General features: G+C 42.0%; 28 protein-coding genes. 13 read left to right on the plus strand and 15 right to left on the minus strand.

What is annotated here, in order from left to right; all coding sequences use genetic code 11:
- Positions 1–16 precede the first annotated feature (16 nt).
- The 11 genes from ABM313_RS00550 to ABM313_RS00600 all read left to right on the plus strand — a co-directional run bounded on the left by ABM313_RS00550 (position 17) and on the right by ABM313_RS00600 (position 8041).
- Positions 17–4453 (plus strand): hypothetical protein, encoded by a 4437-nt coding sequence (locus tag ABM313_RS00550; protein WP_434685761.1) that lies wholly within the window; start codon positions 17–19, stop codon positions 4451–4453.
- A 285-nt stretch (positions 4454–4738) separates the two neighbouring features.
- On the plus strand, positions 4739–4912 hold the full coding sequence (locus ABM313_RS00555; RefSeq protein ID WP_434685762.1) for a transposase: 174 nt from the start codon (positions 4739–4741) through the stop codon (positions 4910–4912).
- A gap of 288 nt (positions 4913–5200) precedes the next feature.
- Positions 5201–5527, plus strand: coding sequence for a transposase (locus tag ABM313_RS00560; protein ID WP_434685763.1), 327 nt, complete (start codon positions 5201–5203; stop codon positions 5525–5527).
- A gap of 8 nt (positions 5528–5535) precedes the next feature.
- Entirely contained in the window at positions 5536–5685 is a 150-nt protein-coding gene (locus ABM313_RS00565) for a type II toxin-antitoxin system RelE/ParE family toxin (RefSeq protein ID WP_434685765.1), read from the plus strand.
- A gap of 49 nt (positions 5686–5734) precedes the next feature.
- The gene (locus tag ABM313_RS00570; RefSeq protein ID WP_434688599.1) at positions 5735–6049 is read left to right on the plus strand and encodes a helix-turn-helix domain-containing protein; all 315 of its coding nucleotides are present in this window, start codon (positions 5735–5737) and stop codon (positions 6047–6049) included.
- A 121-nt stretch (positions 6050–6170) separates the two neighbouring features.
- The gene (locus tag ABM313_RS00575) at positions 6171–6386 is read left to right on the plus strand and encodes a hypothetical protein (RefSeq protein ID WP_434685766.1); all 216 of its coding nucleotides are present in this window, start codon (positions 6171–6173) and stop codon (positions 6384–6386) included.
- Positions 6387–6644 carry a type II toxin-antitoxin system RelE family toxin gene (locus ABM313_RS00580; RefSeq protein ID WP_434685767.1) on the plus strand — a complete coding sequence of 86 codons (258 nt, stop codon included), beginning with the start codon at positions 6387–6389 and terminating at the stop codon, positions 6642–6644. It begins immediately after the preceding gene.
- 174 nt (positions 6645–6818) lie between these two features.
- The gene (locus ABM313_RS00585) at positions 6819–7034 is read left to right on the plus strand and encodes a hypothetical protein (RefSeq protein WP_434685768.1); all 216 of its coding nucleotides are present in this window, start codon (positions 6819–6821) and stop codon (positions 7032–7034) included.
- Between the two features lie 2 nt (positions 7035–7036).
- Complete coding sequence (locus ABM313_RS00590) at positions 7037–7300, plus strand: type II toxin-antitoxin system RelE family toxin (RefSeq protein ID WP_434685769.1); 264 nt, start codon at positions 7037–7039, stop codon at positions 7298–7300.
- 268 nt (positions 7301–7568) lie between these two features.
- Positions 7569–7778, plus strand: a complete 210-nt coding sequence (locus ABM313_RS00595) for a hypothetical protein (protein WP_434685770.1) — start codon at positions 7569–7571, stop codon at positions 7776–7778.
- Positions 7775–8041, plus strand: coding sequence for a type II toxin-antitoxin system RelE family toxin (locus tag ABM313_RS00600; RefSeq protein WP_434685771.1), 267 nt, complete (start codon positions 7775–7777; stop codon positions 8039–8041). The genes ABM313_RS00595 and ABM313_RS00600 overlap by 4 nt, the downstream gene beginning before the upstream one ends.
- Before the next feature lie 118 nt (positions 8042–8159).
- Here the strand turns inward: ABM313_RS00600 and ABM313_RS00605 are convergent, their stop codons facing one another.
- The 11 genes from ABM313_RS00605 to ABM313_RS00655 all read right to left on the minus strand — a co-directional run bounded on the left by ABM313_RS00605 (position 8160) and on the right by ABM313_RS00655 (position 17111).
- On the minus strand, positions 8160–9032 hold the full coding sequence (locus tag ABM313_RS00605; protein ID WP_434685772.1) for a DUF4238 domain-containing protein: 873 nt from the start codon (positions 9030–9032) through the stop codon (positions 8160–8162).
- Positions 9033–9131: 99 nt separating this feature from the next.
- On the minus strand, positions 9132–10643 hold the full coding sequence (locus ABM313_RS00610) for a GMC oxidoreductase (protein ID WP_434685773.1): 1512 nt from the start codon (positions 10641–10643) through the stop codon (positions 9132–9134).
- 152 nt (positions 10644–10795) lie between these two features.
- Entirely contained in the window at positions 10796–11407 is a 612-nt protein-coding gene (locus ABM313_RS00615; RefSeq protein WP_434685774.1) for a cytochrome c oxidase subunit 3, read from the minus strand.
- Complete coding sequence (gene ctaD / locus ABM313_RS00620) at positions 11394–13073, minus strand: cytochrome c oxidase subunit I (RefSeq protein WP_434685775.1); 1680 nt, start codon at positions 13071–13073, stop codon at positions 11394–11396. Before ctaD ends, ABM313_RS00615 begins: the two co-directional genes overlap by 14 nt.
- A 47-nt stretch (positions 13074–13120) precedes the next feature.
- On the minus strand, positions 13121–13663 hold the full coding sequence (locus ABM313_RS00625) for a type IV pilin-like G/H family protein (protein WP_434685776.1): 543 nt from the start codon (positions 13661–13663) through the stop codon (positions 13121–13123).
- A 16-nt stretch (positions 13664–13679) separates the two neighbouring features.
- On the minus strand, positions 13680–14582 hold the full coding sequence (locus ABM313_RS00630) for a cytochrome c oxidase subunit II (protein ID WP_434685777.1): 903 nt from the start codon (positions 14580–14582) through the stop codon (positions 13680–13682).
- Positions 14583–14592: 10 nt separating this feature from the next.
- On the minus strand, positions 14593–15201 hold the full coding sequence (locus ABM313_RS00635) for a DUF2231 domain-containing protein (RefSeq protein WP_434685778.1): 609 nt from the start codon (positions 15199–15201) through the stop codon (positions 14593–14595).
- A 5-nt stretch (positions 15202–15206) separates the two neighbouring features.
- Complete coding sequence (locus ABM313_RS00640; RefSeq protein ID WP_434685779.1) at positions 15207–15707, minus strand: DUF2231 domain-containing protein; 501 nt, start codon at positions 15705–15707, stop codon at positions 15207–15209.
- Between the two features lie 535 nt (positions 15708–16242).
- The gene (locus tag ABM313_RS00645) at positions 16243–16404 is read right to left on the minus strand and encodes a hypothetical protein (protein WP_434685780.1); all 162 of its coding nucleotides are present in this window, start codon (positions 16402–16404) and stop codon (positions 16243–16245) included.
- Positions 16405–16439: 35 nt separating this feature from the next.
- Positions 16440–16826 (minus strand): DUF1818 family protein, encoded by a 387-nt coding sequence (locus tag ABM313_RS00650; protein WP_434685781.1) that lies wholly within the window; start codon positions 16824–16826, stop codon positions 16440–16442.
- A gap of 60 nt (positions 16827–16886) precedes the next feature.
- Positions 16887–17111: a DNA-directed RNA polymerase subunit omega gene (locus tag ABM313_RS00655; RefSeq protein ID WP_094532780.1), complete on the minus strand. Its 225-nt coding sequence runs from the start codon at positions 17109–17111 to the stop codon at positions 16887–16889.
- 140 nt (positions 17112–17251) lie between these two features.
- Between ABM313_RS00655 and ABM313_RS00660 the strand changes: the two genes are divergently transcribed.
- The gene (locus ABM313_RS00660; RefSeq protein ID WP_434685782.1) at positions 17252–17941 is read left to right on the plus strand and encodes a response regulator; all 690 of its coding nucleotides are present in this window, start codon (positions 17252–17254) and stop codon (positions 17939–17941) included.
- Between the two features lie 310 nt (positions 17942–18251).
- Entirely contained in the window at positions 18252–18887 is a 636-nt protein-coding gene (locus ABM313_RS00665) for a hypothetical protein (protein WP_434685783.1), read from the plus strand.
- Positions 18888–19476: 589 nt separating this feature from the next.
- Here ABM313_RS00665 and cruF read toward each other — a convergent pair.
- The 4 genes from cruF to ABM313_RS00685 form a co-directional block, all read right to left on the minus strand.
- Complete coding sequence (gene cruF, locus ABM313_RS00670; RefSeq protein ID WP_434685784.1) at positions 19477–20403, minus strand: gamma-carotene 1'-hydroxylase CruF; 927 nt, start codon at positions 20401–20403, stop codon at positions 19477–19479.
- Between the two features lie 162 nt (positions 20404–20565).
- On the minus strand, positions 20566–21075 hold the full coding sequence (locus ABM313_RS00675; protein WP_434685785.1) for a tetratricopeptide repeat protein: 510 nt from the start codon (positions 21073–21075) through the stop codon (positions 20566–20568).
- 57 nt (positions 21076–21132) lie between these two features.
- Positions 21133–21552, minus strand: coding sequence for an 8-oxo-dGTP diphosphatase MutT (gene mutT, locus ABM313_RS00680; protein WP_434685786.1), 420 nt, complete (start codon positions 21550–21552; stop codon positions 21133–21135).
- Entirely contained in the window at positions 21545–22552 is a 1008-nt protein-coding gene (locus ABM313_RS00685) for a cysteine synthase A (protein WP_434685788.1), read from the minus strand. Before ABM313_RS00685 ends, mutT begins: the two co-directional genes overlap by 8 nt.
- Between the last annotated feature and the right edge of the window lie 253 nt (positions 22553–22805).

A 22805-nucleotide genomic window follows, 5' to 3' on the forward strand; every position in this document is an offset into this window, starting at 1 on the left:
ATTGGAGCGATCGCCCATGACTGCCTCACCACAGCAGTATTTGCGCCTTGATCTTGAGATAGCAGTTCCCCATAGCGTTGTCCTTGATGGATTGGACGCTTGGTTTGAGTGGGATCTGATATCTGAAGTGGATTTTAAATGGCGCAATAATCGCCGTTCAGCAAATCGCCTAACGGTTGTGGCGATTCAAAACGATCTGATTCTCCAAGGTCTGGATCTTTGGCTAGAGTTAGGCTTAATCAAAGAGAAATCAGTAAAACTAATTTGCGAAACTCGTTTCGTTTGCGACATTAAGGCAAAGGCAGCAGAACCAGCGATCGCCAGTAGAGGTTCACTAATTGCGGAACCAAATCGCCCACCTGCCAATATTTCGGGTTCGCGATTGCCGCGATCGCCTATTGAATCGCCCATTGAAAAGATACCGATAAAACCTAAAGCACCTCAAGAACCGAGTAAAGTTGCCCAAACGGTGCGATCGCTACTATCAGAATTCAGCACCATGTGGTTGCTATTTCTGGGCGTGTTTCTGGTGGTGGTTTCTTCGGGATTGCTAGCGGCTAGTCAATGGGATAACTTTTCATCACAAATCCAATATTTGCTGCTGTTGGCTTATACGTTGGGATTTTTTGGCGTGAGCTTCTGGACAAGTAAGAATGAACGTCTGCGAATGACCACTCGCGCTCTGCAATTGGTGACATTGCTCTTAGTTCCTGCGAATTTCTGGGCGATGGATGGTTTAGGCTTACTCAAAAATCCTGCGGGAATAGGAATTAGTGCGATCGCAGGTTGTTTACTTTCAGCGATCGCTGTTTTTTTATTGCAAACATCGTTCGTATTTCGCGAAACTCAAGCATTATCGGATGACGCATCTACTAACCAAAAGAAAAAACGAGCCAAAAGACAACTTAGCCAAATCTCAGTTTTGGTGATTTTATTACTGGGTTGGCTACATCTAGGTTGGTTTCTATCTCCATACTATCCATTAATTGCTGTCTATTTGGGCATCAGTGGGCTTGCGATTTCAACCTTTCTAAATCGTCGTCAAAGCTTAAATACTGCCGATAGTTCGACATTTCCCCTTGCGCTGATTACGGGGGCTTACAGTACTGTTTTGCTGATTAGTCGAGCACTTTTGTTTGGAAATGTTTCGGTTTTTAAATTAGGTTTAGCTTTTGGGGTTTGTGGCTGGGTTCTAGTACAAATTACGAACAAAGCAGATACGAACAAAGCAGAAAAGTTGCGATCGCCTTCTGAAGCCTCAGATTTAACTACAGCAAATTCATCGAACCTTTCATTTCAAGCGAATTTAGGCAAGGTTTTGCTAGGTTTAGGTTGGTTAGTGTCAGTTTGGGATCAATATCCTTGGCAAACCTTGATGATTAGTTTATTAATTGCTTGGATACTCAGCGATCGCCTAATCAAACTAGAGCAAAGCATTGATTTAACCTATTTATTTTTGTGGGGCTTACAAATTCTGTGGTTAGGTCAAAGACTAATTCCTGATGCTTGGAAAGTAGTTTCTAAACAGCAATTAATAGCCTTCTTTCAAACTCAATCGGCAATTAATTTGCTAGGAATTTGCCTGTTTCCCTATTTGATTGTGACTTTGATAGTTGCCGCAATTTATCGCGATCGCCAAAAGTTCCATCTAGCTGATACTGCGGAATTACTCGCTTTAGGGTTTGGGGTTTTACTGACTATTCTGAGTTTTGGTTATCCGTTACCGATATTTGTCAACCTATCGCTTTCAGCCGTCACCCTCTTAATCGTCCAAGCAAGGCGATCGCCTGTTAGCAAAGATCTGCATAGCCTAGTTTATTTCGCCCATATCGTTAGTCTCAGCGCAATTATCTCAGGTGCTTTCTTTTTCACTCGTTCCACTGAGATCTTTACATGGGTTGGCTTTCTGCTCATTACAATGTTGATTGAATGGAGTGCAGTTTTAGTAATAGGGAAGTTTAGCCCTCCCCCCCAGACCCTCTCCCAAGGGGCGAGGGGAGAAAGAAATCAAATTCAGATTCACTCTGCGAGTGAATCCCTAGAAAACATCTTGCCCCCCTCTCCCTCTGGGAGAGGGGCTGGGGGTGAGGGCATCTTACCCACTGAGAGAATATCTGGGAGCAATCTCCATCTACAAGCATGGCGCGATAGCGCATGGCACATTGGCGCAAGTTTAGCCGCCCTTAGCTATATCTTGCTTTGGAATGATCCATTTTCAGGACAAGGTGATAATAGAGAACTACTATTTTTAACCAGTTCTTGGGGTGTGGCTTGGTTAAGCGTACCTTTGTCTCTAACCTTTTTAGGAACTTGGCGCGAATTTGCCGATCGCGATTTGGCAATTAGATTGAGCATTGCAGGGCTCGCGATCGCCCAGTTTTTGACATGGCAAGGTGATGGCTCGCGGTTGATTGGTTTGGGTGTTGCCTTTGCCCTGATGCTAGTGAATACGCGCCGCAGCAAATCGCTGCTCACCGCTTTTAATACGGTCGGTTATGGCTTATTATTTATCGCCTTTTTACTGTGGCAATTCAAATCTAATGATGGCTCAACAGCCCAGTTTATCTTCTGGACTAATGGCATGGTTTTCAGTGCCATTTTGCTATATGTTCTCAATCATTGGCTCAAATATCGCCGCGATCGCCAAGTTCCTAATCTCAATTTATCCTTAAATCAATCCTATTCCCAAGCCTTTGATATTTGGTCAGCTTTAATCTCCACATCCGTTCTGATTTTACAAACGGTTTTAGCTGTTCTTGTTTTTGGCTTCAATGGTGATGACCAACTATTTGTCAATCTTTTACCCAGTACAGTCTTGGTTACGTTAGGACTGATTTATCGAATCTGGCAATCCACCGCAAAAGTTCCTTTTTGGGCAGAATGGGGAGTTGCATGGAGTGTGGAACTGCTAACTTCAGGAGCGATCGCAGTTACAAATGGCTCAGCACTTGAACTCGCGATCGCCAATATTGCCTTGGGCTTTATCACCCAACTAGGCGGCGATTGGTGGATGCAACGCTCAGGTAAAAATGAATATCCTCGCAGTTGGGATGTCATTCCCTTGATTTACGGTGTGATGGGTTCGCTATTGAGAATCGGGAGCTTTAGCAGTCTTACAGGTTTGTTTTCGCTAAGTACATCCCTCATCGGTATCGGCATCGGGCGCAGAGCTTCCCAATCTAATCCTATGTTCAAAGCGCTTACCTATTTGTCCATGGTAGTAGCGACTTTCTCCGCCTATGAGTTACTTTTCTATCAAATGGTGTCCCGTTCTCAAGGTGGTAGTCTTGGCGATGGCTTAGTGATTCTGGCGACCTTAGGTTGTGCGATCGCTTATGCCTACAAACTCTTTGTCAACTGGATCGCTCCTTATTTAAGACTTTCTATCCGAGAGATTGGTATTTCGGCGCATTTACATTGGACTGCGAGCGCCATCTTTTTGTTATTGGGAAGCTTCTTAAATCCATCGGCTACGGGTGGTTTACTGGGTGGCGGGATTGGCACTGCGCTGACAGTTTATGCGATCGCTGAGGGTAAGAAATCCTTCCTAGCCCCCCTTACCAAGAATGGGATAGATCGAGTTCCACTCTATAAGGGAGATTTAGGGGGAGCAGATCTCTGGATTTATACAGGAATAACTACCGCAATTGGCGCGATCGCCTATTTTATTTACTTTGCTTTCCCTAATCCTTGGTTGATTGCGAACTTCATTCAGCCCTATGCGGCGGCGATCGCCTGTATCGGGGCAACAATGCTCTATTTACCACCTTGGGAAGAATGGGGATGGGCAGAACGTCCTTGGCATAACTCCGCTTTCCTATTGCCATTGCTCTTTATATTTATGACCCAACAGGTGATCGCCACACCTTGCCTGATCATTGTTGGTGTTTTCTACGCCATCTATGCCAAAGTTCGAGACCAAATCCGTGCTACTTACATCACAGTATTTCTATGGGATTGGGCGGTTTTCCTTTACATTTCTTTAATTAGATCATCCAGTTTCGATATCAATGCGATGATCCATGTGGCGGTGATTGGCTTCTCTGGACTATATTTTGCTCAAGTCGAACCCAACCTGCGATCGCCTAATACTAAAGCGCTTCGACATGCTTTTCGAGTTCTCTTAAGTGGTGGTATGGGATTAGTTGCCTTTCTTTATTCCTTTTCTAATACTACGATTGCGCTCTCGACTTGGGGCTTAAGTGCCGCTTTTATCATCGCAGGGCTAGCTTTTCGGGTCAGAGCCTATCTCTTTATGGGAACGTTCACGTTTATTTTGTTAGTAATCACTCAAGCTGTCATTTTAGTTACGCAATATTCCTTCTTAATGTGGGCGCTCGGTATTATTGCAGGGATTGGATTCATTCTAGTTGCTGCTAATTTTGAAGTCAGACGCGATCGCATTCTCGCTCTATTTCGCAATGTAGCGATCGAGTTGGAAGCTTGGGAGTAAATGCAGTTAGCAGTGATTGCCTAATCTTACAAATTTTCCTTGAGTTAAATCTTGCGGTAGATCAGGTGTTTAAATCAATGGAGTTTAGACTAAAAAGGTAAGAAAGGCAGAGTAAAAGAGATACAAACTGCCTAAAGTAGATAAAAAAGAAAAGACATATCTACAGCCATGATTATTGACAAACTACAGGAATTCCGTCAACAGGTATAGAACCCATTTGGTATCTTAGGAAGAGTAAGAAAAGGGTTAAAACATGGAATATAGCAGCAGTCTAAGCGATAAAGAGTGGAGATTATTGAACCTCTGTTGCCGAAAAGAAAGAAAACTTGTCCGCCAAAATGGACAAAACGGGAAATATTAGATGGCATACTTTACCAACTGAAGCAAGGAAGTAATTGGGCAGACTTACCCAAGGATTTGCCCCCATACTCCACAGTGTATTGGCATTACAAGCAATAGCGAGCATCAGGAGCACTGAGGGAAATCATGACTACATTGCACGAGCAAGTGAGAGCGCAGCCGAAAAAAGCCTAAGTGGACAACCTTAATCATCGTCGATTCACAAGCCACCAAAAACACCTGTAATGCAAGCATTGATTCAAAAGGTTACTGCTCCTACAAAGTCACCAATGGCATCAAGAAAAATCTCGGTGTGGATTCTCTCGGTTTGCCATTCTTTACACTTTGCACTAAGGCAAGTCTGTCCGACGACAAGGCTTTGATTGAAATGTTTGCTCAAAAAACATTGTGAATATTCCCAAGATAACTGTCATGGTTGATCATGGCTATCAACCCGACAAGCTCATCCCTGCTCTAGAAGAGATTTATCCGCAGAGCATGACCAAGATTAGGTTTAAGGTTGCACCGAAAATGTCTAGACAGGAAAAGAAGGCTTTGGGTATATCTGGTTTTGTGGTCATTCCTATGCGTTGGATTGTGGAACGTTCCAATGCTTGGATGGAGCTTTGTAAAAGTCTGGTCAAAAACTTTGACAGAACGTTAGTCAATGCTAATGCCAGAATTCACCTTTGCTTTATTAGGCTTATGCTTAAGCGTCTTGCTAACGCTTCCTAAGATGCCAAATGGGTTCTATAGGAGAGCGTTGTCATGAGTTGCGAATTCGGGATGCAGAGAAAAACTGGAGAATCATTTATCGAATTGATGATGATGTAATTTTGATTGTAGATATTTTTAATAAGTCAACGAGAACGACACCTAAAAAATGTGATTGATATTTGTAAAAAGAGACTTAGTAAATATGATACTGATTAGGCGAATATGATTGATCAAGCTAAAAGAGAGCGTTTAGAAGCTAAAGGTTGGAAAGTTGGATCGGTTTCAGATTTTTTGGAGTTAACGGCTGAAGAGTCAGTTTTAGTTGAGATTAAACTGGTGCTTAGTCAAAATCTAAAGGAGCGTCGGCAAAAGATAATGACTCAAAGTGAGCTTGCTTCTAAAATGAGTTCTAGTCAGCCTCGGATTGCTAAGGCTGAGAATGGGGATGCTTCTGTTTCTATTGAGTTATTGATTAGGGCGATGTTGGCGACTGGTGCTACGCCTCAAGATATTGGTCAAGTTATTGCTGGGGTAAGGTAAGGCGATCGCCCAACCATTCACCCAAAACACGATCGCCCAACCTCGCACCAAAAATGCGATCGCCTATCCATGATCTAAAAATTGCTATAATCAGCCATATATTTCATCGTTAGTAGAAACTATGCAAGTAAAAGACTTGACTGTAGAGCAACTACAAACTTTAATCCGTAATACTGTGGATGAACGTTTGGATGAATACTTTGGCGATCCTGATCAGGGACAAGAAATCAAAGAATCATTCATGGATAGTTTGCTAAACATACGAAAAAAACGGATGGAGGGAAGAGCTACTATTCCAGCATCAGAAGTATACAAAAGATATGGAATAGATCAATAAATGGCTTATTCAGTAAGTTTTGAACCAGAGGCTATTGATGATTTAGACCAAATTTCTCAGGTTGTGCGTGGGCGGATTCTGAAGAAAATCCAATGGTTGAGCGCTAATTTTGAAAAGATTTCGCCACTGCCATTGACTGGTCAGTGGTCTGGATTTTATAAGTTGAGAGTGGGAGATTATCGAGTCATTTATGAATTTGATATAGAAAATCAATTGATCTTCATCGCTAGGGTAGGGCATTGCAGGGAAATTTATTAGAGTTAGATCACCTCACAAAAACATGATCGCCCAATCACTCACAAAAAATGCGATCGCTATAATCACCTATCAAAACAAAAGTCTATCAAAATCTTTATAACTTTCTTTGAATGATGTTAAATAGTTAATATCTGAGTAAAATAGGAACAAGTTAAAAATCTAAAGGTGTCAGTTATGACCCAAGCATTACACGCTGCTATTGAGTCGGTTAACGTTCTTAGTCTAGAAGAAAAGCATCAACTCTGGTTAATTCTCGATGAAGCGATCGCCCAAGCCGAAGAGCAAGACTGGTTAGAGGACGATGAAACGGCTGTGGAAATCCAGCAAGTACGCGAAGAGTATAGAAAAGGTGAATACATCACATTTCATCAGTATCTTGCTCAGAAATAGCTATGACTTACACAATTATCGTCACGAAGTCTATCCAAAAAGATCTAGATAATCTTCCTAATGACATAAAAGCTAGAATTTACAGCAAGATATCGAAACTATCCGAAGATCCACGTCCCGACAGCGTAACAAAGCTGAAGGGTTATGAGAATGAATATCGGATTAGAATTGGCGATTATCGAGTTCGTTATGAAATTCTTGATAAAGATGAAACTGTTTTGCTGTTGCAATGTAAGCATAGACGAGAAGTTTACAAAAATCGTTAAATAGCGATCGCCCCACCACTCACTTCTCAACAACACGATCGCCCAACCACTCACTAAAAACACGATCGCCCAACCACTCAACAAAAACACGATCGCCCAATCACTCACTAAAACACGATCGCCCAATCACCCACCAAAAAAGCGATCGCCCAATCACCTAACCAAAACACGATCGCCCAAACACTCCCCAAAAACGCGATCGCCAAAAGCTGCTTGTTGTTGTTAAGCTAGAATTATATAGATTTGGTTTATGTATGAGAGTTTGAATATGCAAATACTCCTTAACGATGAGAAGACAAGAGAACTGCTCACTGAAATCTTAATTGACTTGATTAAGACTAGAAAGGAGCTTTTTGCGGAAATATTTCAAGATGCTTTAGAAGAAGTCGGTTTAGGGAATGCGATCGCTGAGGGTAGAAAAAATGAGTTTGTTCCTGAAGAGAATATCTTTGCGCTTCTGGATGGTGATGTTGCATGAATGTTAGGTTTGAGTCTAGGTTTGAAAAGGACTTGAAGTTAGTCAAGGATCGTAGTCTTTTGGCAAAGTTGAAGCAGATAATTTTGACCTGTAAGCAAGCTGAATCTTTGGGGGAAATCAATAATCTAAAAAAGATGCAGGGATATGATAGTTTTTATCGCATTCGTCTAAGTGATTACAGGGTAGGGATAGAAGTTTTGGAAAATGAATTAATCTTTGTAAGATTTTTGCATCGTAAGGATATTTACAAGTTTTTCCCTTAAAGGCGATCGCCAAATCATCCCCTTACAAAAACATGATCGCCAAATCATCCCCTCCAAAACACGAGCGCCCAATCACCCTAAAAAATACGATCGCCCAATCACCTACTACAATTACTTTTTAACTATCTGGAGGTGCATAAATATCAGTGCCAATAGTTTCTACGAACTCGTTGGCAAATGAGAAATTATTATTAGGTGAAATTACAAATCGAGTTGCCATAAATACTTGTCCAGCGTTTTCATGCTCTATCATATCTGGAGTCATCTTTACAGGAGAAAGATAACAATCTAATTTCTTTAACATTGCCCAATAATTTGGCTCTTTGCAATAAAGCACATAATGTGGATTAATTGGATAAACTATATAGCTTCCCTCTGACATTATTCCCATGCCTTTAAGCCACATTCTATTATCTCCCGTTTTAAAACATACAGGATTATCTGATGTCCAGAACGGTATTTCAGTATCATTACGAGCAAAAAGCCAAATTGACTTCTCTATTCTCTCCGCAATTTCCTCAACTAATCCGCTACTGCAAAGCATATATGCGTGAAGATTTATTTTCTCGTTAGGAGATATATCGGAATTATCTTGTCCAACAAGTTTAGGAAATAGCGCGAGAATATCTCTTTGTTGGGCAGTTCTTAAGAATTGAACAGATATGAAAACTGATAGGAGCCGTCTTTCTTCTGGTGTAACTAGAAGTTTTTCCATTATCTGCATTGAGTTCAATGATTCAAGCCACTTATTCATAACTATTGATGTATCAAACTCTAGCTTAGACAGGTTATGCTCCAAGAAAAGTGGATCATACTCACTGCCAATAAATTCGGGAACACGATAAAAATGCTGCTCTGCTGCAACACCATATGGATTACCTTTAAAGACTTTTTTAGTATTTTTATTCCATACCCAAAAACATTCCTTTTTGTCAGCAAATTGTTTCAAGTAAAAGCGGGGCACGTAATGATGTAATTTGGGTGAACTCATGGATGTATGAATTAGACGAATTAAAAATGCGATAGTCTAGTTAGATGAACCCACTATAGCTAATCTAACTAGATTTATACAGCTAGACCAAACTGCGACTTATTTCAACCTCTCAATTACCCGATCGCCTACTCTTAGAGCATTAGCAATAATCGTCAAAGCAGGACTCACTGCCGCATTAGATGGAAAGAAACTGCCATCTACAACGTAGAGATTATCGAGATCGTGGGTGCGGCAATCGCGATCTAAAACGGAAGTTAAAGGATCATCACCAAAGCGACAAGTTCCGCATTGATTGGCGACTACTTGCAAAGGCGACTCGGCACGGGGATGTAGGAAACCAGTACGGAAACCATCTAGGGACTTTTCGATATTTTTTAACACATCAGTCCAGCGATAAATTAAGCGATCGTGGGCTTCCATATTGTTGGGATTGTAATCGATATGGATTTTATTGTTTTCAAGGCGCACCCGATTATTTGAGTCTGGCAAATCTTCCGTTTGCGCCCACCAGCCGATCGAATGGGTTGCTAACTGCTTCAATCCAAAGTTGGGCATGAGCTTGGCAACAATAGAGAATACGGGAGGAGATTCCGCAAAAATGATGTCGGTGAGGAGTCCGCCAGAGTTCTGAATATGTCCCATTGGATAGGGAAAATCCGCATCACCCCAATAGAAATCATTCACATAAATAGACTTTTGGAAGGAGCCGTTATTGGGCTTAGTGCTGAGTTGGACTACCGATGACAGCAAGCTTTTCATCAAATTCCGTCCAACTTGATCGGAACTGTTGGCAAGCCCTTTGGGATGGGAATCATTAGCCGATCGCAACAGTAGCGCCGCCGAATTAATCGCACCACAGGCAAGCACGACGATATCACCTAAAAAGAGATAGGACTGTCCGCCCACTTCCGCTTCTACACCTTTCACCGATCGCCCTGATGGATTGGTATGGAGACTGACTACTTTGGCTTGAGTTTTTAAGGTGACATTGGCATATTTCAAGGCGGGGACGAGGCAACTTTCTTCAGAGTCGCTAGTGGGGTCATCCTGTTGACGGGTCAAGCCGAGGGGAATTGTGGAGGGATGCAAACCTTGATTAGCGATCGCCTCATAGATCTTCTGCATCTCAGGTTCATGACTCACCGCAACATAGGGATAATCAGCGCTGTGAGTTGGTTCAGTGCTGTCAGAATTTGTCTCGCCATGCACTTTGTAGAGATTTTCGGCTTCGGTGTAGTAAGGCTCAAATTCGTCATACTTCACGCACCATGCGGGGGAAATTCCCGCTTGATGAGTGACTGCTTCAAAATCCTTCTCGCGCCGCCGCAAGAGAGCCGCCCCGTAAATTTTTGTGTTTCCACCGATCGCATAGTTAGTCTGTGGTGAAAATGGCTCCCCTGATTGGTCATACCATTGTTCTGGAGCATGGTAGCGATCGCGTTGAAAGATATCGATATTGCTGCGATTCTGTTCTTCGAGGGGCATAAAGTCGCCACGATCGAGAATCAGAATTTTTTTGCCTGTGGAAGCGAGTTTATAGGCAAGGGTTCCACCCCCTGCACCAGTTCCCACAATAATCACATCGTAATAATGGTCATCAATAATCATTGGGTTCTCCTTCTCTAATTCATAGGATCTGCTATAAGCGGAGGTTCGATCCCCCTGCCTTCGGCATCCCCCTTAAAAAGGGGGACTCAATTATTTGAATTTTCTAAACTGTTCTAAAGCCCCCCTTTGCAAGGGGGGTAGGGGGGATCGAGCTATTGCCAAACATAAATCAGCGTAAACAACGCAATCCAGATCACATCAACAAAATGCCAAAATAGCGAAGTTGCCTCAATGCCATATAAGCCCTTGTCATATTCTTTAGGAAGGAACGATCGCACTAACATGATTAACTGCAACAGCACACCCGTCAAAACGTGTAAGCCATGAAAGCCTGTCAGCAAATAGAACGTACCGCCAAACACGCCATCACCAAAGCCAAAGGCTAAGCCACTCCATTCCACGGCTTGACCATAGAGGAAGTAACTACCCATCGCGATCGTTAGCAACCAAAAGGCGCGAAAGCCCCAAAGTTGCTTTTTATGGAGGAACTTCTCAGCAATGTAGATCGTGAAACTACTGGATACGAGAACGATTGTATTAATTGCAGGATCTTTGATTTCTAAGCCCGTTACGCCTTCAGGAAGCCATGCGATCGCTGTCGTTTTATAGACAATGTAAGCAACAAAAAAGCTCAAAAAGATCACACTTTCGGAAAGCAGAAAGACGACAAATCCGAACATACGGTTATCGGAATGCTCATGATTGCTGGCATGGCTGACTTCTAAGATCGAATTTTCGCTAACAGAACTATTAACTGGTTGCATGATTGACCTCCAACTTATCAGGATTTGCTACTAAGGGTTCATCTTTACCGTAGCCATAGGGTTCCGAAATGATGATTGGTAACTCTTCAAAGTTCTCATGGGATGGTGGCGAAGCAACTAGCCATTCTAGACCGATCGCTCGCCAAGGATTTTTCGGAGATTTTTCCCCCTGTACCCAAGAGCTAACCATATTCAGAATAAAAGGAATTGTTGATACGCCTAAGAGAAAGCCACCGAGACTAGCGATCACATTCCAAAAGGCAAATTCGGGATCGTAGGAGGCGACGCGGCGAGGCATTCCGTGCAAGCCAAGGGGATGCATCGGGAAGAAACAGGCATTTGTACCGATGAAAGTGAGGATGAAATGGAGTTTGCCTAAGCCTTCGGAATACATTCTCCCTGTCATCTTTGGGAACCAATGATAGAGGGCGGCGTAAATGCCCATCACCACCGCACCGTAAATTACATAATGGAAATGCCCCACTACAAAGTAAGTATTATTCACATGGATATCGACAGGGACAGAGGCAAGCATGATTCCCGTAATCCCTGCAAAGACAAACATCACCAGCGCTCCTAATCCGAACAGCATGGCAGTATTGAGCTTAATCTTGCCGCCCCAGATGGTCGCCACCCATGCAAAAACTTTAATTCCTGTCGGTACAGAAATTAACATCGTCGTTGCCATGAAAACCATCCGCATCCAGCTAGGTGTACCACTAGCAAACATATGATGCACCCACACAATACCGCTTAATCCTGTAATGATGAGAGAAGACACAGCAACGACTTTGTAACCAAAGAGAGGCTTACGGGCATAGACAGGGAAAATCTCGGAGAAGATGCCAAATACGGGCAGGATAATTACATAGACCGCAGGATGGGAATAGAACCAGAAAAAATGTTGAAAGAGAACGGGATCGCCGCCTTTAGCAGGATCAAAGAAACTAGTTCCAAAGGTTAAGTCAGACAAGAGCATCACGGCTCCTGCGGTGAGGGCTGGCAATCCGAATAATTGAATGATCTGGGCGGCAAGGACTGTCCAGACAAACACAGGCATTTTGAACCAAGTCATCCCTGTGGTTCGCATTCGGAAAATGGTCGTCACGAAGTTAATCGCGCCCATAATCGAGGCAACGCCCGAAATCGCCACTGCCAGCAACCACAGAAACTGACCATTAATCAAATTACCTGTGGGATTTTGCAAACTCACGGGTGGATAAGCCCACCAACCCGATTGCGAAGTACCTCCGGGGATAAAAAAGCTTGCCATCAGGATCACTCCAAATACAGGAACCATCCAAAAGGCAACGGCATTTAAACGGGGGAAAGCCATGTCACGAGCGCCGATCATTAGTGGCACGAGGTAATTCGCTAGACCTAGCAACATGGGAAATGTCCAGAGAAATAGCATGATCGTCCCGTGCATCGTGAACATGGAGTTATACACAGCGCGATCAACTAGATCTGATTCAGGGGTAATTAGTTCACCCCTAATCACCATCGCCAGCACGCCACCAATGAGAAAGAAGAAAAAGGAAGTAACAATATATTGAATCCCAATCACTTTATGATCGGTACTAAATCCAAAGAATCGCCGCCAGTCTTCAGGTTGCTCAGACTGGGGGGGAAGATCGGCGATCGCATCAATAGGAATATTTGTCATAAAGAATAAACTTGATTAAGAATTATGGAAACCGATGATATGTTGAATTAATTGAGTCCCGATCGCGAGCTACCTGAAAATCCACTGGGACAAGTAAATTGCTCACCATTGAATATAGGCGTAGGTGGCTTATCGAAAGTATTGCTTTCCGATATACATAGAATGGAAACTGTAGCTTGGCGTTTCTTGTCGTAGGCAACAGCACCAACAAGCCCAGCGATCTCAGCTTTAGTAAGCCCTAAGCGAAATAGGTCAGTTGGTACTTCTCTGGGGATTGCATAAATATATGCGCGATCGCTAATTACTTCTGTAGAGAAGAGATAACGAGTTGTTGTGTCAGGAATCGGTGCAATCTTTAGGGACTCGAAAGATTTGCTAAAAGTCCGATGCTCTAGGTAGTAAGCTTCTTGGGATCTAAGATAAGTACCAGTTGCTTGTATTCCTGGATTTCCGCAAGCGCAACTAATCGGCACTTGAATAAAGCAAATTCCAATGCCTAAAGGAATCGCCCCAACAGCAATCAGAGCTAGAGGTTTAGCAGATTTTTTGACAGGAATTACTTCAGCTTCTTTTCCTAATAGATCAGACATCGCTTAACCTCGCAAATTAATTGGCATAATTCACCACAGGGGGAGCCGCAGGGACAACCGTAGCCCAATTGGTTGCATTGGCGCGTTTAGCATATTCACTCGCCGCAGGATTGTAGGCAGGGGCAGGAGTTGCGCTAGAGGCATCCGCTAGCCATTTTTGATAGGCTTCAGGGGATTCCACCACCACATCGGTTTGCATCGATGCGAAATAAGTACCGCTATATTCCGAATCCCGCAGACGATATTTACCTTCGCGGATGGGCGTAAATTCAAAATCAATATCATGTCCAGGAATGACATCTTGCTTCACTCGAAAGGCAGGAATATATAAGCCATGCAACACATCTTCAGAATGGAGGACAAGCTTAATGCGGCGATTATTCGGCAAATGTAATTCGGTACTGCTGACTTCGCCATTTGTGCCATTAGCGTAATGAAATTCCCAAGCCCATTGCCTTGCTAGCACTTGGATTTTTTCAATTTCCTCCGTCTTCGGTTCACTGACCTCATCTGCATTTGCTGCTGCCATCATTGCTCCGTGATGAGCGTGATCCATTGGTCCTAAAATCGACATTTGATCATAGATTTGATAGCTGTAGGTCGCAATCCAAATCACCAAAATGAAGGGAATAGCTGTCCAGATGATTTCTAATTTGACATTGCCTTCGATGTGGGGACCATCACTGAGATCGTATTTCTCGGCGCGTTGAAACAGGATTGAATAGGTCAAAGTGCCAACGACACCAAGAAAAATAAAAGTTCCTAAAGTCACCAAAAAGCTAAAGAGGTTATCCACCAAAACTGACTCGGCGGAAGCTTGGGGCGGAAACCATGTATAGGCAACCTGTCCCATCCAGAGACTAATCAGAGCGATCGCGATCGCTGCAACTCCTAAAATCAAAATCGTGCGAAGTTTCATATCATCCCCCTTACTTCAATAACTGATTGAGATCGACATCAGGACTGAAGCGTAAAAGGCGATCGGCAGTGATATGCACCCCAAACTCTGAGGCAAGCTGTGCGCCCAAAGTACCATGCACAAACATCAGCGCAAAAATTCCTAGCCCTGCTAAGAGATAGCTCCATTGCACCTGCTGACCCATATCCTTACGCCAGAGAAAGCGCTGAAAGCCTCTCCAGACAGTCATTCCCACAATTAGGGTTAATAACAGGACACCACCGACACCATGCCAGATCATCGTATCCATCGCTTGCAAGCCCCAAGCACTTTTCACATTCTCATCGGGAGTCGCTAGTAGCATTTCGTAAAAGCCAACTGCAACCGTAAAGAACGTAACGATCGCTGCCGCAAGCATGTTATACCAACCCACATCAAAGAAATTTGACCTTGTTGCAGGGATCGCCATAAATTTGAATAGTGGCTTTTCCAACACAAAAAACACGCCCACAATATCAAACCCGATCGCCACAATGAATAAGCCAAGGGTTAAATGAACGAGGTTGGGATGCATCGGAATGCTGTAGGGTAAACCATTCAATCCCAACTGTCCATGCAGTTGATCAATCAAAGTTGCCATTGAAATCATTTTAAGCTAGCCTCCCGTATCGCTTCGACAACTGGAACTGTATGGAGTCCATAGACCCAAACTAATAAATCACCTAAATAAACTTGAAAGAGAACGATTCCTGTTAATAGGACACCGACTCCTAAAAAAGATATTGGTAAAGTCTTGGGATCACGTACTCGTAAAACGTAACGCCATCCAGTGATCGCCGCAATAATCCCTGATAGAGACCAGCCAATAATTGTATGTAGATTTAAAGTGGGTTCTACAGATGGATAGGGTTCCGCTAGCCCTGCTTCAACTTGTCCAAAAATGATGGCAATAAAGATGGAAATGGTAGCAAAGAAAAAATTCCACCAGCTAACTTCGTAAAATCGAGGATTGCGCGTGAAATAGCCGATTGCATCGCATACTACGGCAAATAACACCATTGCAATCACAAAATGCACCACAATCGGATGAATTGTATCGGGATAAGGTAAATTATGGTCATTTAACGATGGTAAAGATTTCAGCATAGCTATTGTTCATTCTTAACAAGATAATTGATTTCCCGATCGTACTATTAGGTTAAGCCAAGATTACTAGGCTTTAGCAAATGCTTATCTAGATTTAAGAAAGCTACTGATAGCTTAGTTACAGAACTTTGTATTCAAGTCTAAACTAAGGGATTTTTGAAAGTGTTGTAAAGGAATTCTTTCAAAAATCCCTTCTAAGTAGCTAGGCATAAATAAACTAAAAACCGAAAAGATTGTTCCGCCTTGCTTAGCTCGTTTGTTAGCTGCATCCGCTTCATCGCATAAATAAACTGAAACCCGAAAAGATTGTTCCGCCCGCGTAGCGGGCGGAACAATCTTTGGTTTTAGGTTTTAATATGCTCATCTACTTAGCCTATTTGAGAGAGAATTGATGTAATTACATCAATGTAAGTTGTCAGTTAATTGCCATTACTAATCAATTTCTATAGCATTGCGTTATTCCTTCTTTCAAGTCAAAAGACATCCTGTCATACAGTCACGTATATGACGCTAACAAGATGTGATTCCAATATCACTAGCGGCGTGCTTCAGTCACTAATTCAGGCAATACAGGGCAGGGTGCATCCTCTAACTCATAACTTGCGTCTATATCTGGTAACCTCAAAAACTCCTCTAAGGTTAATGGTTGCTTTGTCTCTTGGCTAGTTACGCTTTTTTCAGTAGCAATACTGGTCATGTTTTCGCTCCTAATCAAATTAGACAAGTTATGCCCTAATTTAGCAAATGGGCGATCGCCTCTATTAGAAAAGGCACAGCATTCTCATCCCAGAAGCCTTCTGAGCGTCGCCCTATTAATAGTTGAAAATGTAAATTAAAAGCATGGGGATAGCCATTCACCTCAAGGCAAAGCTCTTCAGTCTCTAAGGTACAGCAAATTTTTTCCCCGTCTGACAACTCACCTGCCATCAACTGCATCGTCTCTGCAAGTTGTGAAGCTAATTTACAAAAATCTTTAAACTCACCCTCAGTTAGCTCGATCGCCCAACTGTCTGCCCCCACCAGTCCTTTATATACATCTACGTCTGAGCGCCAGCCAACCCGCCAACCCTCGCCACAAAGTAGCTGCTTTGCTGCGTTTTGATCTGTGAAATTTAACATATTTATCTAAGAATTTATAGTTTGTCGCGCAAAGTGCGACAAACTATAAATTTAAGCCTTTCAGTCGCTTAGAATTTCAGGCTGGGAAATTTCGTCAGACATTTCCATAATGGCGCGGAGAATAGGCTTCATCATGCGATCGTCATAATCATCATCTTCATAGCGTCTAAGTTTGGCACGGTTAGCGACCTGTACCGTTATGCGATAACGATTGGAAGAAGCATCTATCAGTTCTTCGACACGACGAATAATTTGTGATGAATCAATAGTGTAGCGTTTTGCCATAAAACCGAAAGAAAATGGGTCTTTTAAGTCTAGCGCGATCGCGCTCATGTTGAACTGAACAGAAAATATTTTAACCAACCAAGGTTTGTGATGTAATATGATGGTCTTGCATAGCTATTTGGGGCGGATTTTTCAAATCCATGACTGCAAAGAAAGTACTGGTAATTGACGACAGCATCATGATCCGCAAAATGGTCAAAAGCATTTTGGCAGGAAAATATGATGTTTTAGAAGCAAGTGATGGCAAATCAGGGTTAGATGCCGCTCGCCGAGCCTTTCCTGACCTAATTTTGCTTGATTTCGTGATGCCCAAATACAATGGCTATCAAACTTTACAGGCTATCCGTCGCGTCGAAGGATTACAAAAAGTTCCTGTAATCATGATTTCAGGGCTTAAAGAACAAGTTACTGAGCATGTGCCTGAGCCATTCACGGAGTTTGATTTTCTTGAAAAACCCTTTGAAGCGGATGTGTTAGTTGCCCGCATTCAAAACTTTTTAACGACCGAACCTTCTCAACCCGTCTCAGCAGCAACTGCCCGATCTGCACCTGCTGTGGTGAGAGATCTGCCGCGTGCTGAAGAGCCAAGTCTGCAAATGATTGTTAATCGACTCACTGCAACTGAGACTTTGCTAGTACAAGGGATTGAAAACTTGATTCAACGGGAAGTTGTGGCGCGTTTTAATGAGTTAAATACTCGAATTGATCATCAAGATCAGGCGATCAATTCTTTGAATCAGCGCATGGACAAAATCTCTGAACAAATCGATCATCAAAATAAAGGTTTGATGGTGATTTTACGAGAGTTAAAAGTTTTACAGGCAAAATAACTAGCAAACGTAAGTAAAGAATTCAATCAAAAAAGAGATGTAAATGTTTGATTTGCATCTCTTTCGTTTTGTGTAGCTACACTTCAGAGAATTACTGCTTTAAAAAGGCAATAATTTTATAGAAATAAAAGAGATAGATAGGACAGATCAAAGCCCAAAACGAAAGTGACAGCAATTTTTGCTGTCACTTTCGTTTTGGGTGTTATGTCCTGAGTAAACCTTTTATTACTATAAGATTTAGTATCAATATGAGTATGTTAATATTTAATCTGTTGTTAACCAATGATTAACTATAAACACACTTTAATGAATGAAAAAAAATATTAATGAAATAATTATTACTTTTGTGCCAAGCTTGCTGGTTCTAGGAGTAATTGCTATAGCTACGATTGCCTTTAAAGTACCAACAGAGCTTATGACTAAAGACATAGCTGTTATTGCTGGAGTTCATCCTCTTACTGGAGTCCTTTCAAGTCTTGGATCTTTTGGTTGGTGTTCGGCGGCAACAGTTTGTTTCTTTTCGGCAATAGCTTTGCGAAGCTTTAAACCTAAGAAGATATTTAATTTCTTTTTCTGTGCTGGGATATTGTCTATTTATCTAGCTTTTGATGATTTCTTTATGTTTCACGAGCATCTAGCTCCACAGTATTTAAAAATAAAACAAATTTATATTTTGATTGCAATTGTAATAGCTGTAACAGTTTATTTGGCTAGCTTTTACAAATTAATACTCTCAACTGATTATCTTTTAATTGTTTTAGCTTTGCTCTTTCTTGCCTTTTCAGTTTTGTTAGATGTTGCACAATACAGATGGATTAAGCTAGATGATAACTTACAAGACTTCTATGAAGATGGATTCAAGTGGTTAGGCATCATCAGTTGGCTTAGTTATTTTTCTTGCACTTCCTATCAATTTTTTCTTAATAGTTTGAGCAAAGATAGTTAATTTAACGTGAGTTTGATATATCTATTCACATTGTGTGAAGCACGCCGTAAATGGCGGAAAAGGGTAAGAATCGCTTAGCGATTCTTACCCTTTTCCGCTTTCGTCGAACTGACGTTTAATGCAAGTTTTGCTTAGGACATAAAACCCAAGAAGTAAGGGGTGGTATTTTGAACCGCCCCTTATACCAATTCACGAAAGTGTTGCAACACTTTTGTGAATTAAAAAATAAACCCAATAAGGGTTTTAAAAACACAAAATGGCTATGCCATTTTGTGTTTTGGTATTACTTCTTTGGTTTTGGTTTGTACTAGCTAACTATTTTTTACTATATATATAGCAATCCTATATCATTTGTGGATTTTTTTGGTTTGTGGAAGGACACCCCGATGGGGTGTCCTTCCACAAACCATTTAGGATTGCTATAGCAATCCTAAATGAATCATGAAAAGTCAAAGCTCATAATAAGGGGCTTAAGTCCCTTGCCTTTCTTACGAATGATTTAGGATTGCTATAATTTGAAAAAACTAACCAACAAAAAAGAGTTGCTGAATTGCAACTCTTTTTTGTTGGTTAGTTTAGATTGATGTTTTTAGCGAGTAGTAATTGTTTCTACCTTGGAAGCATCTATCGCTACTAATGGAATATTGGGAGAAGAGTTAACAACGATCGCTTCTTCGTCTTCAACTTTAGGAGTAGATAAATAAAGCACCACAATTGGCACAGCTCCAACGACAATACCCAACAAAGCTGGAACGTAAAAACCTGCATTAAAGCTCAATATCAACGCAAACATAAAGTTTCCTGCATACATAATTGTAGGGAAAACAATTTGTTGGCGATTGAGAATTGGTTGATTGTCTTTCCCCCAAATTAGTGATGCAACAGTCATAAATACACAACCAGTTCCGAACCAGCCAAAGAAGTTTTGGTAAGGCATTCCGTAGAATTCGCCTGCTTGATGCCATTCCCAGAAAGGATAGGGGGTTTGGCTCATCGCGGGGTCAAGCACAAAGTCCCAAGAAGTCAGCATTAAAGAGCCTAGAGCGATCGCCAAAATTTTGTAGCCCCAGCCTGTGCCAAAGCGCATCAGCGTTGCGGATACTAAGAAAGCAGAGAATCCCATGTAAAACCATGATAGGGGAATTGTGAAAGGTACTAAATCTGCAATTTTGTAACCTAACCCACTGAGATAGGCATAAGCACCAAAAGGAAATCCAGTACTAGTTCCTAGTAATTCACTACTTAAAGAAAGCCCGATCGCAGGAATGCAAAATGCAAGTGTACGTTTGAGACCGATAGTTTGCTTCCCATAGAGAAAAGCGGCGATCGCGCCAAAAATCATGTAGGATGCACCGCCATTTTGCATTCCCCATGAAAAGACTTGCAAACCAGCTTCAGATAAGCTTTCAATAAACTCGGTATTTGGCAGTACGAAAATCAAGCCAAATAGACCAAACACCATTGAAACTAGGTGCATTCCTAAATTAATCCATTGTGCGGGGATCGCTCTCCTCATCACGCCATTTACTCCCAGAAATAGTTGAAATTTACTTGATTAAGTTTGAATTTTGCTTTAATTAACTTAACAAAAGTATAAACTAGCATACCATTCATTTTTGAGTTTGATGTTTACAGCACTTAAAGCTACAGAATAGAGACAGGGATGGGCACTATTGGCTTATTTTGTTGTCCAAAATGCTAATAGCAAGAGAGAAACGGCGATCGCAAACCACAAAAAGTTATTGTTGCTCTCAGTATTTGGCTTCTCAAGAGGAACTTCGCGAAATGGCTTTTGATTATTGGTTGTAGTGTTACTTTTCGCCACTGGCTTCGATTGATACCTATCAGGTGATTGCAAAATGGGGACTTCTGATACAACACCTTCAAGTTTGCTTAACTGTGGCGCAGTCAAAATTCCCAACATGTAACGAGATGATTTCCGCACACTATTAACTGGGTGCTTTTTAAGGCTACGGCATAGGGCGATCGCCTCTTCTGTCTTACCATCTGCATCATAGGCATTAGCTAACCAGATTAAAATTTCACCGCCTAAAGTAGTTTCTAAAATGGCTAAAGCACGGGCGCGATCTAGTATGGCGATCGCCTGTTGATAGTTACCACTTTCAAAGTTACTAACTCCTTGTTGATATAGCTCCGATGCTAGTTGTTCCGCACTGATTTCTTCCATCAGTAAATTCCATACCTCGATTAGTAAAATTAGTCAAACGATTTTGAACAAGGATTTTTATTCCTTTAGAGCTTGGACTATTTGGTAATTAGCTGCTGGCAATTGATAGGTATCTAGCTCATCGACGGTTACCCAACGGATTTCTGAACAAGCGATCGCCTGCGGTTCGCCTGAGATATGGGTACAGTGATGCACAATCAAACTTACTCTCAGTGTTTCATATTCAAAATCGACGGTGATCAAATGATCGCCAACTTCCACATTGATCGCTAGTTCCTCTTGTAACTCACGTTTGATGCACTCAGCCGCAGTCTCATGTTGCTCAATCTTCCCACCAGGGAATTCCCAATATCCAGCCAGCTCTCCTTCAGGCAAACGACGATCAATCAGAATATGTTGGCGATCACGATCCCAGACCACCCCAACACCGATACAGCGATACTTTTTCGTTGGCACATTCATTGGCACATTAGTCATCAATAAACTCCAGCTCTTTAGCCACTGGAGTTAAACCTTTTTCTGCTAGCCATTCTGGGTTATACATTCGGCTCTGATATCGACCACCACCATCACAGAGAATTGTGGCGATCGTATGACCTTTGCCTAGTTTTCGCGCCAACTTGACTGCACCAACGGCATTCAAAGCCGCCGAACTACCGACAAACAAACCGTCGTGCTTTAGTAAATACTGAGCCATCTCGATTACTTGCTGATCAGTGCCTTGGAAAGCTCCATCTAGTTTTGCTCGATTAAAGTTTGCTGTTGCTCGGTTGATGCCAATACCTTCAGTAATCGAACTACCTTCAGCCTTAAATTCACCCGCAGTCACGTAGCTATACAAACCCGAACCAGTGGGATCAATTAAATAGGTAGCAATTTTGGGGTTTTGTTCTTTAAGGTAAGCAGTTACGCCGCCGATCGTGCCACCAGTACCAGAGGACATGACAATTCCATCCAGTTCGCCGCCAGTTTGATTCCAGATTTCTGGTGCAGTCGTGTAGTAGTGCGCGTCAGAATTAGATAAGTTCTCAAACTGATTTGCCCAAAAAGAATTAGTAACTTCTTCTGACCGCTTTCGAGCAACGTGATAGTAATTATCAGGACTAGAAAAAGGTGCAGGGTTAGTCAGTTCTACTTCAGCGCCTAAAGTCCTCAGCAAATCAATTTTTTCTTGTGATTGATTACTTGGCATTACAATTACACTCCGATAACCACGTGCATTGGCAACGAGAGCTAAACCGATACCTGTATTGCCTGCCGTTCCTTCAACAATTGTGCCACCAGCTTTGAGGATTCCCGCTTTTTCAGCTTCTAACACCATAAATAAAGCTGCTCGATCCTTAACGCTACCACCTGGATTTAGGAATTCAGCTTTTCCTAAAATAGTACAGCCTGTCGCTTCTGAAAGAGACTCGATTTTAATGAGAGGGGTATTACCCACAGAGTTAGCAAAACCAATACGAATATCGCGTGTCATGGAATATTACAAGAGATGAACTACAGCAAAGATTTACAACTTGTTGATTAACTTCAGTATATTTGGGTCTGTAATTAGTTATATAGATATTTGCAAATTTGAATTTTCTGGGTTTATTTCAGTTAAACGTAAGTTATCGCAGATAAACGCCCTAACTTAACCAAATCTTGAAAATTAAAATTAGCGATCGCTATATGTGAATGAATGCATTACTTACCAAGCATTTAAAGATGCATGACAGACACTATAAGTT

The sequence above is a fragment of the Pseudanabaena minima str. Chao 2107 genome (genome assembly GCF_051131155.1).
Taxonomy (GTDB): domain Bacteria; phylum Cyanobacteriota; class Cyanobacteriia; order Pseudanabaenales; family Pseudanabaenaceae; genus Pseudanabaena; species Pseudanabaena minima.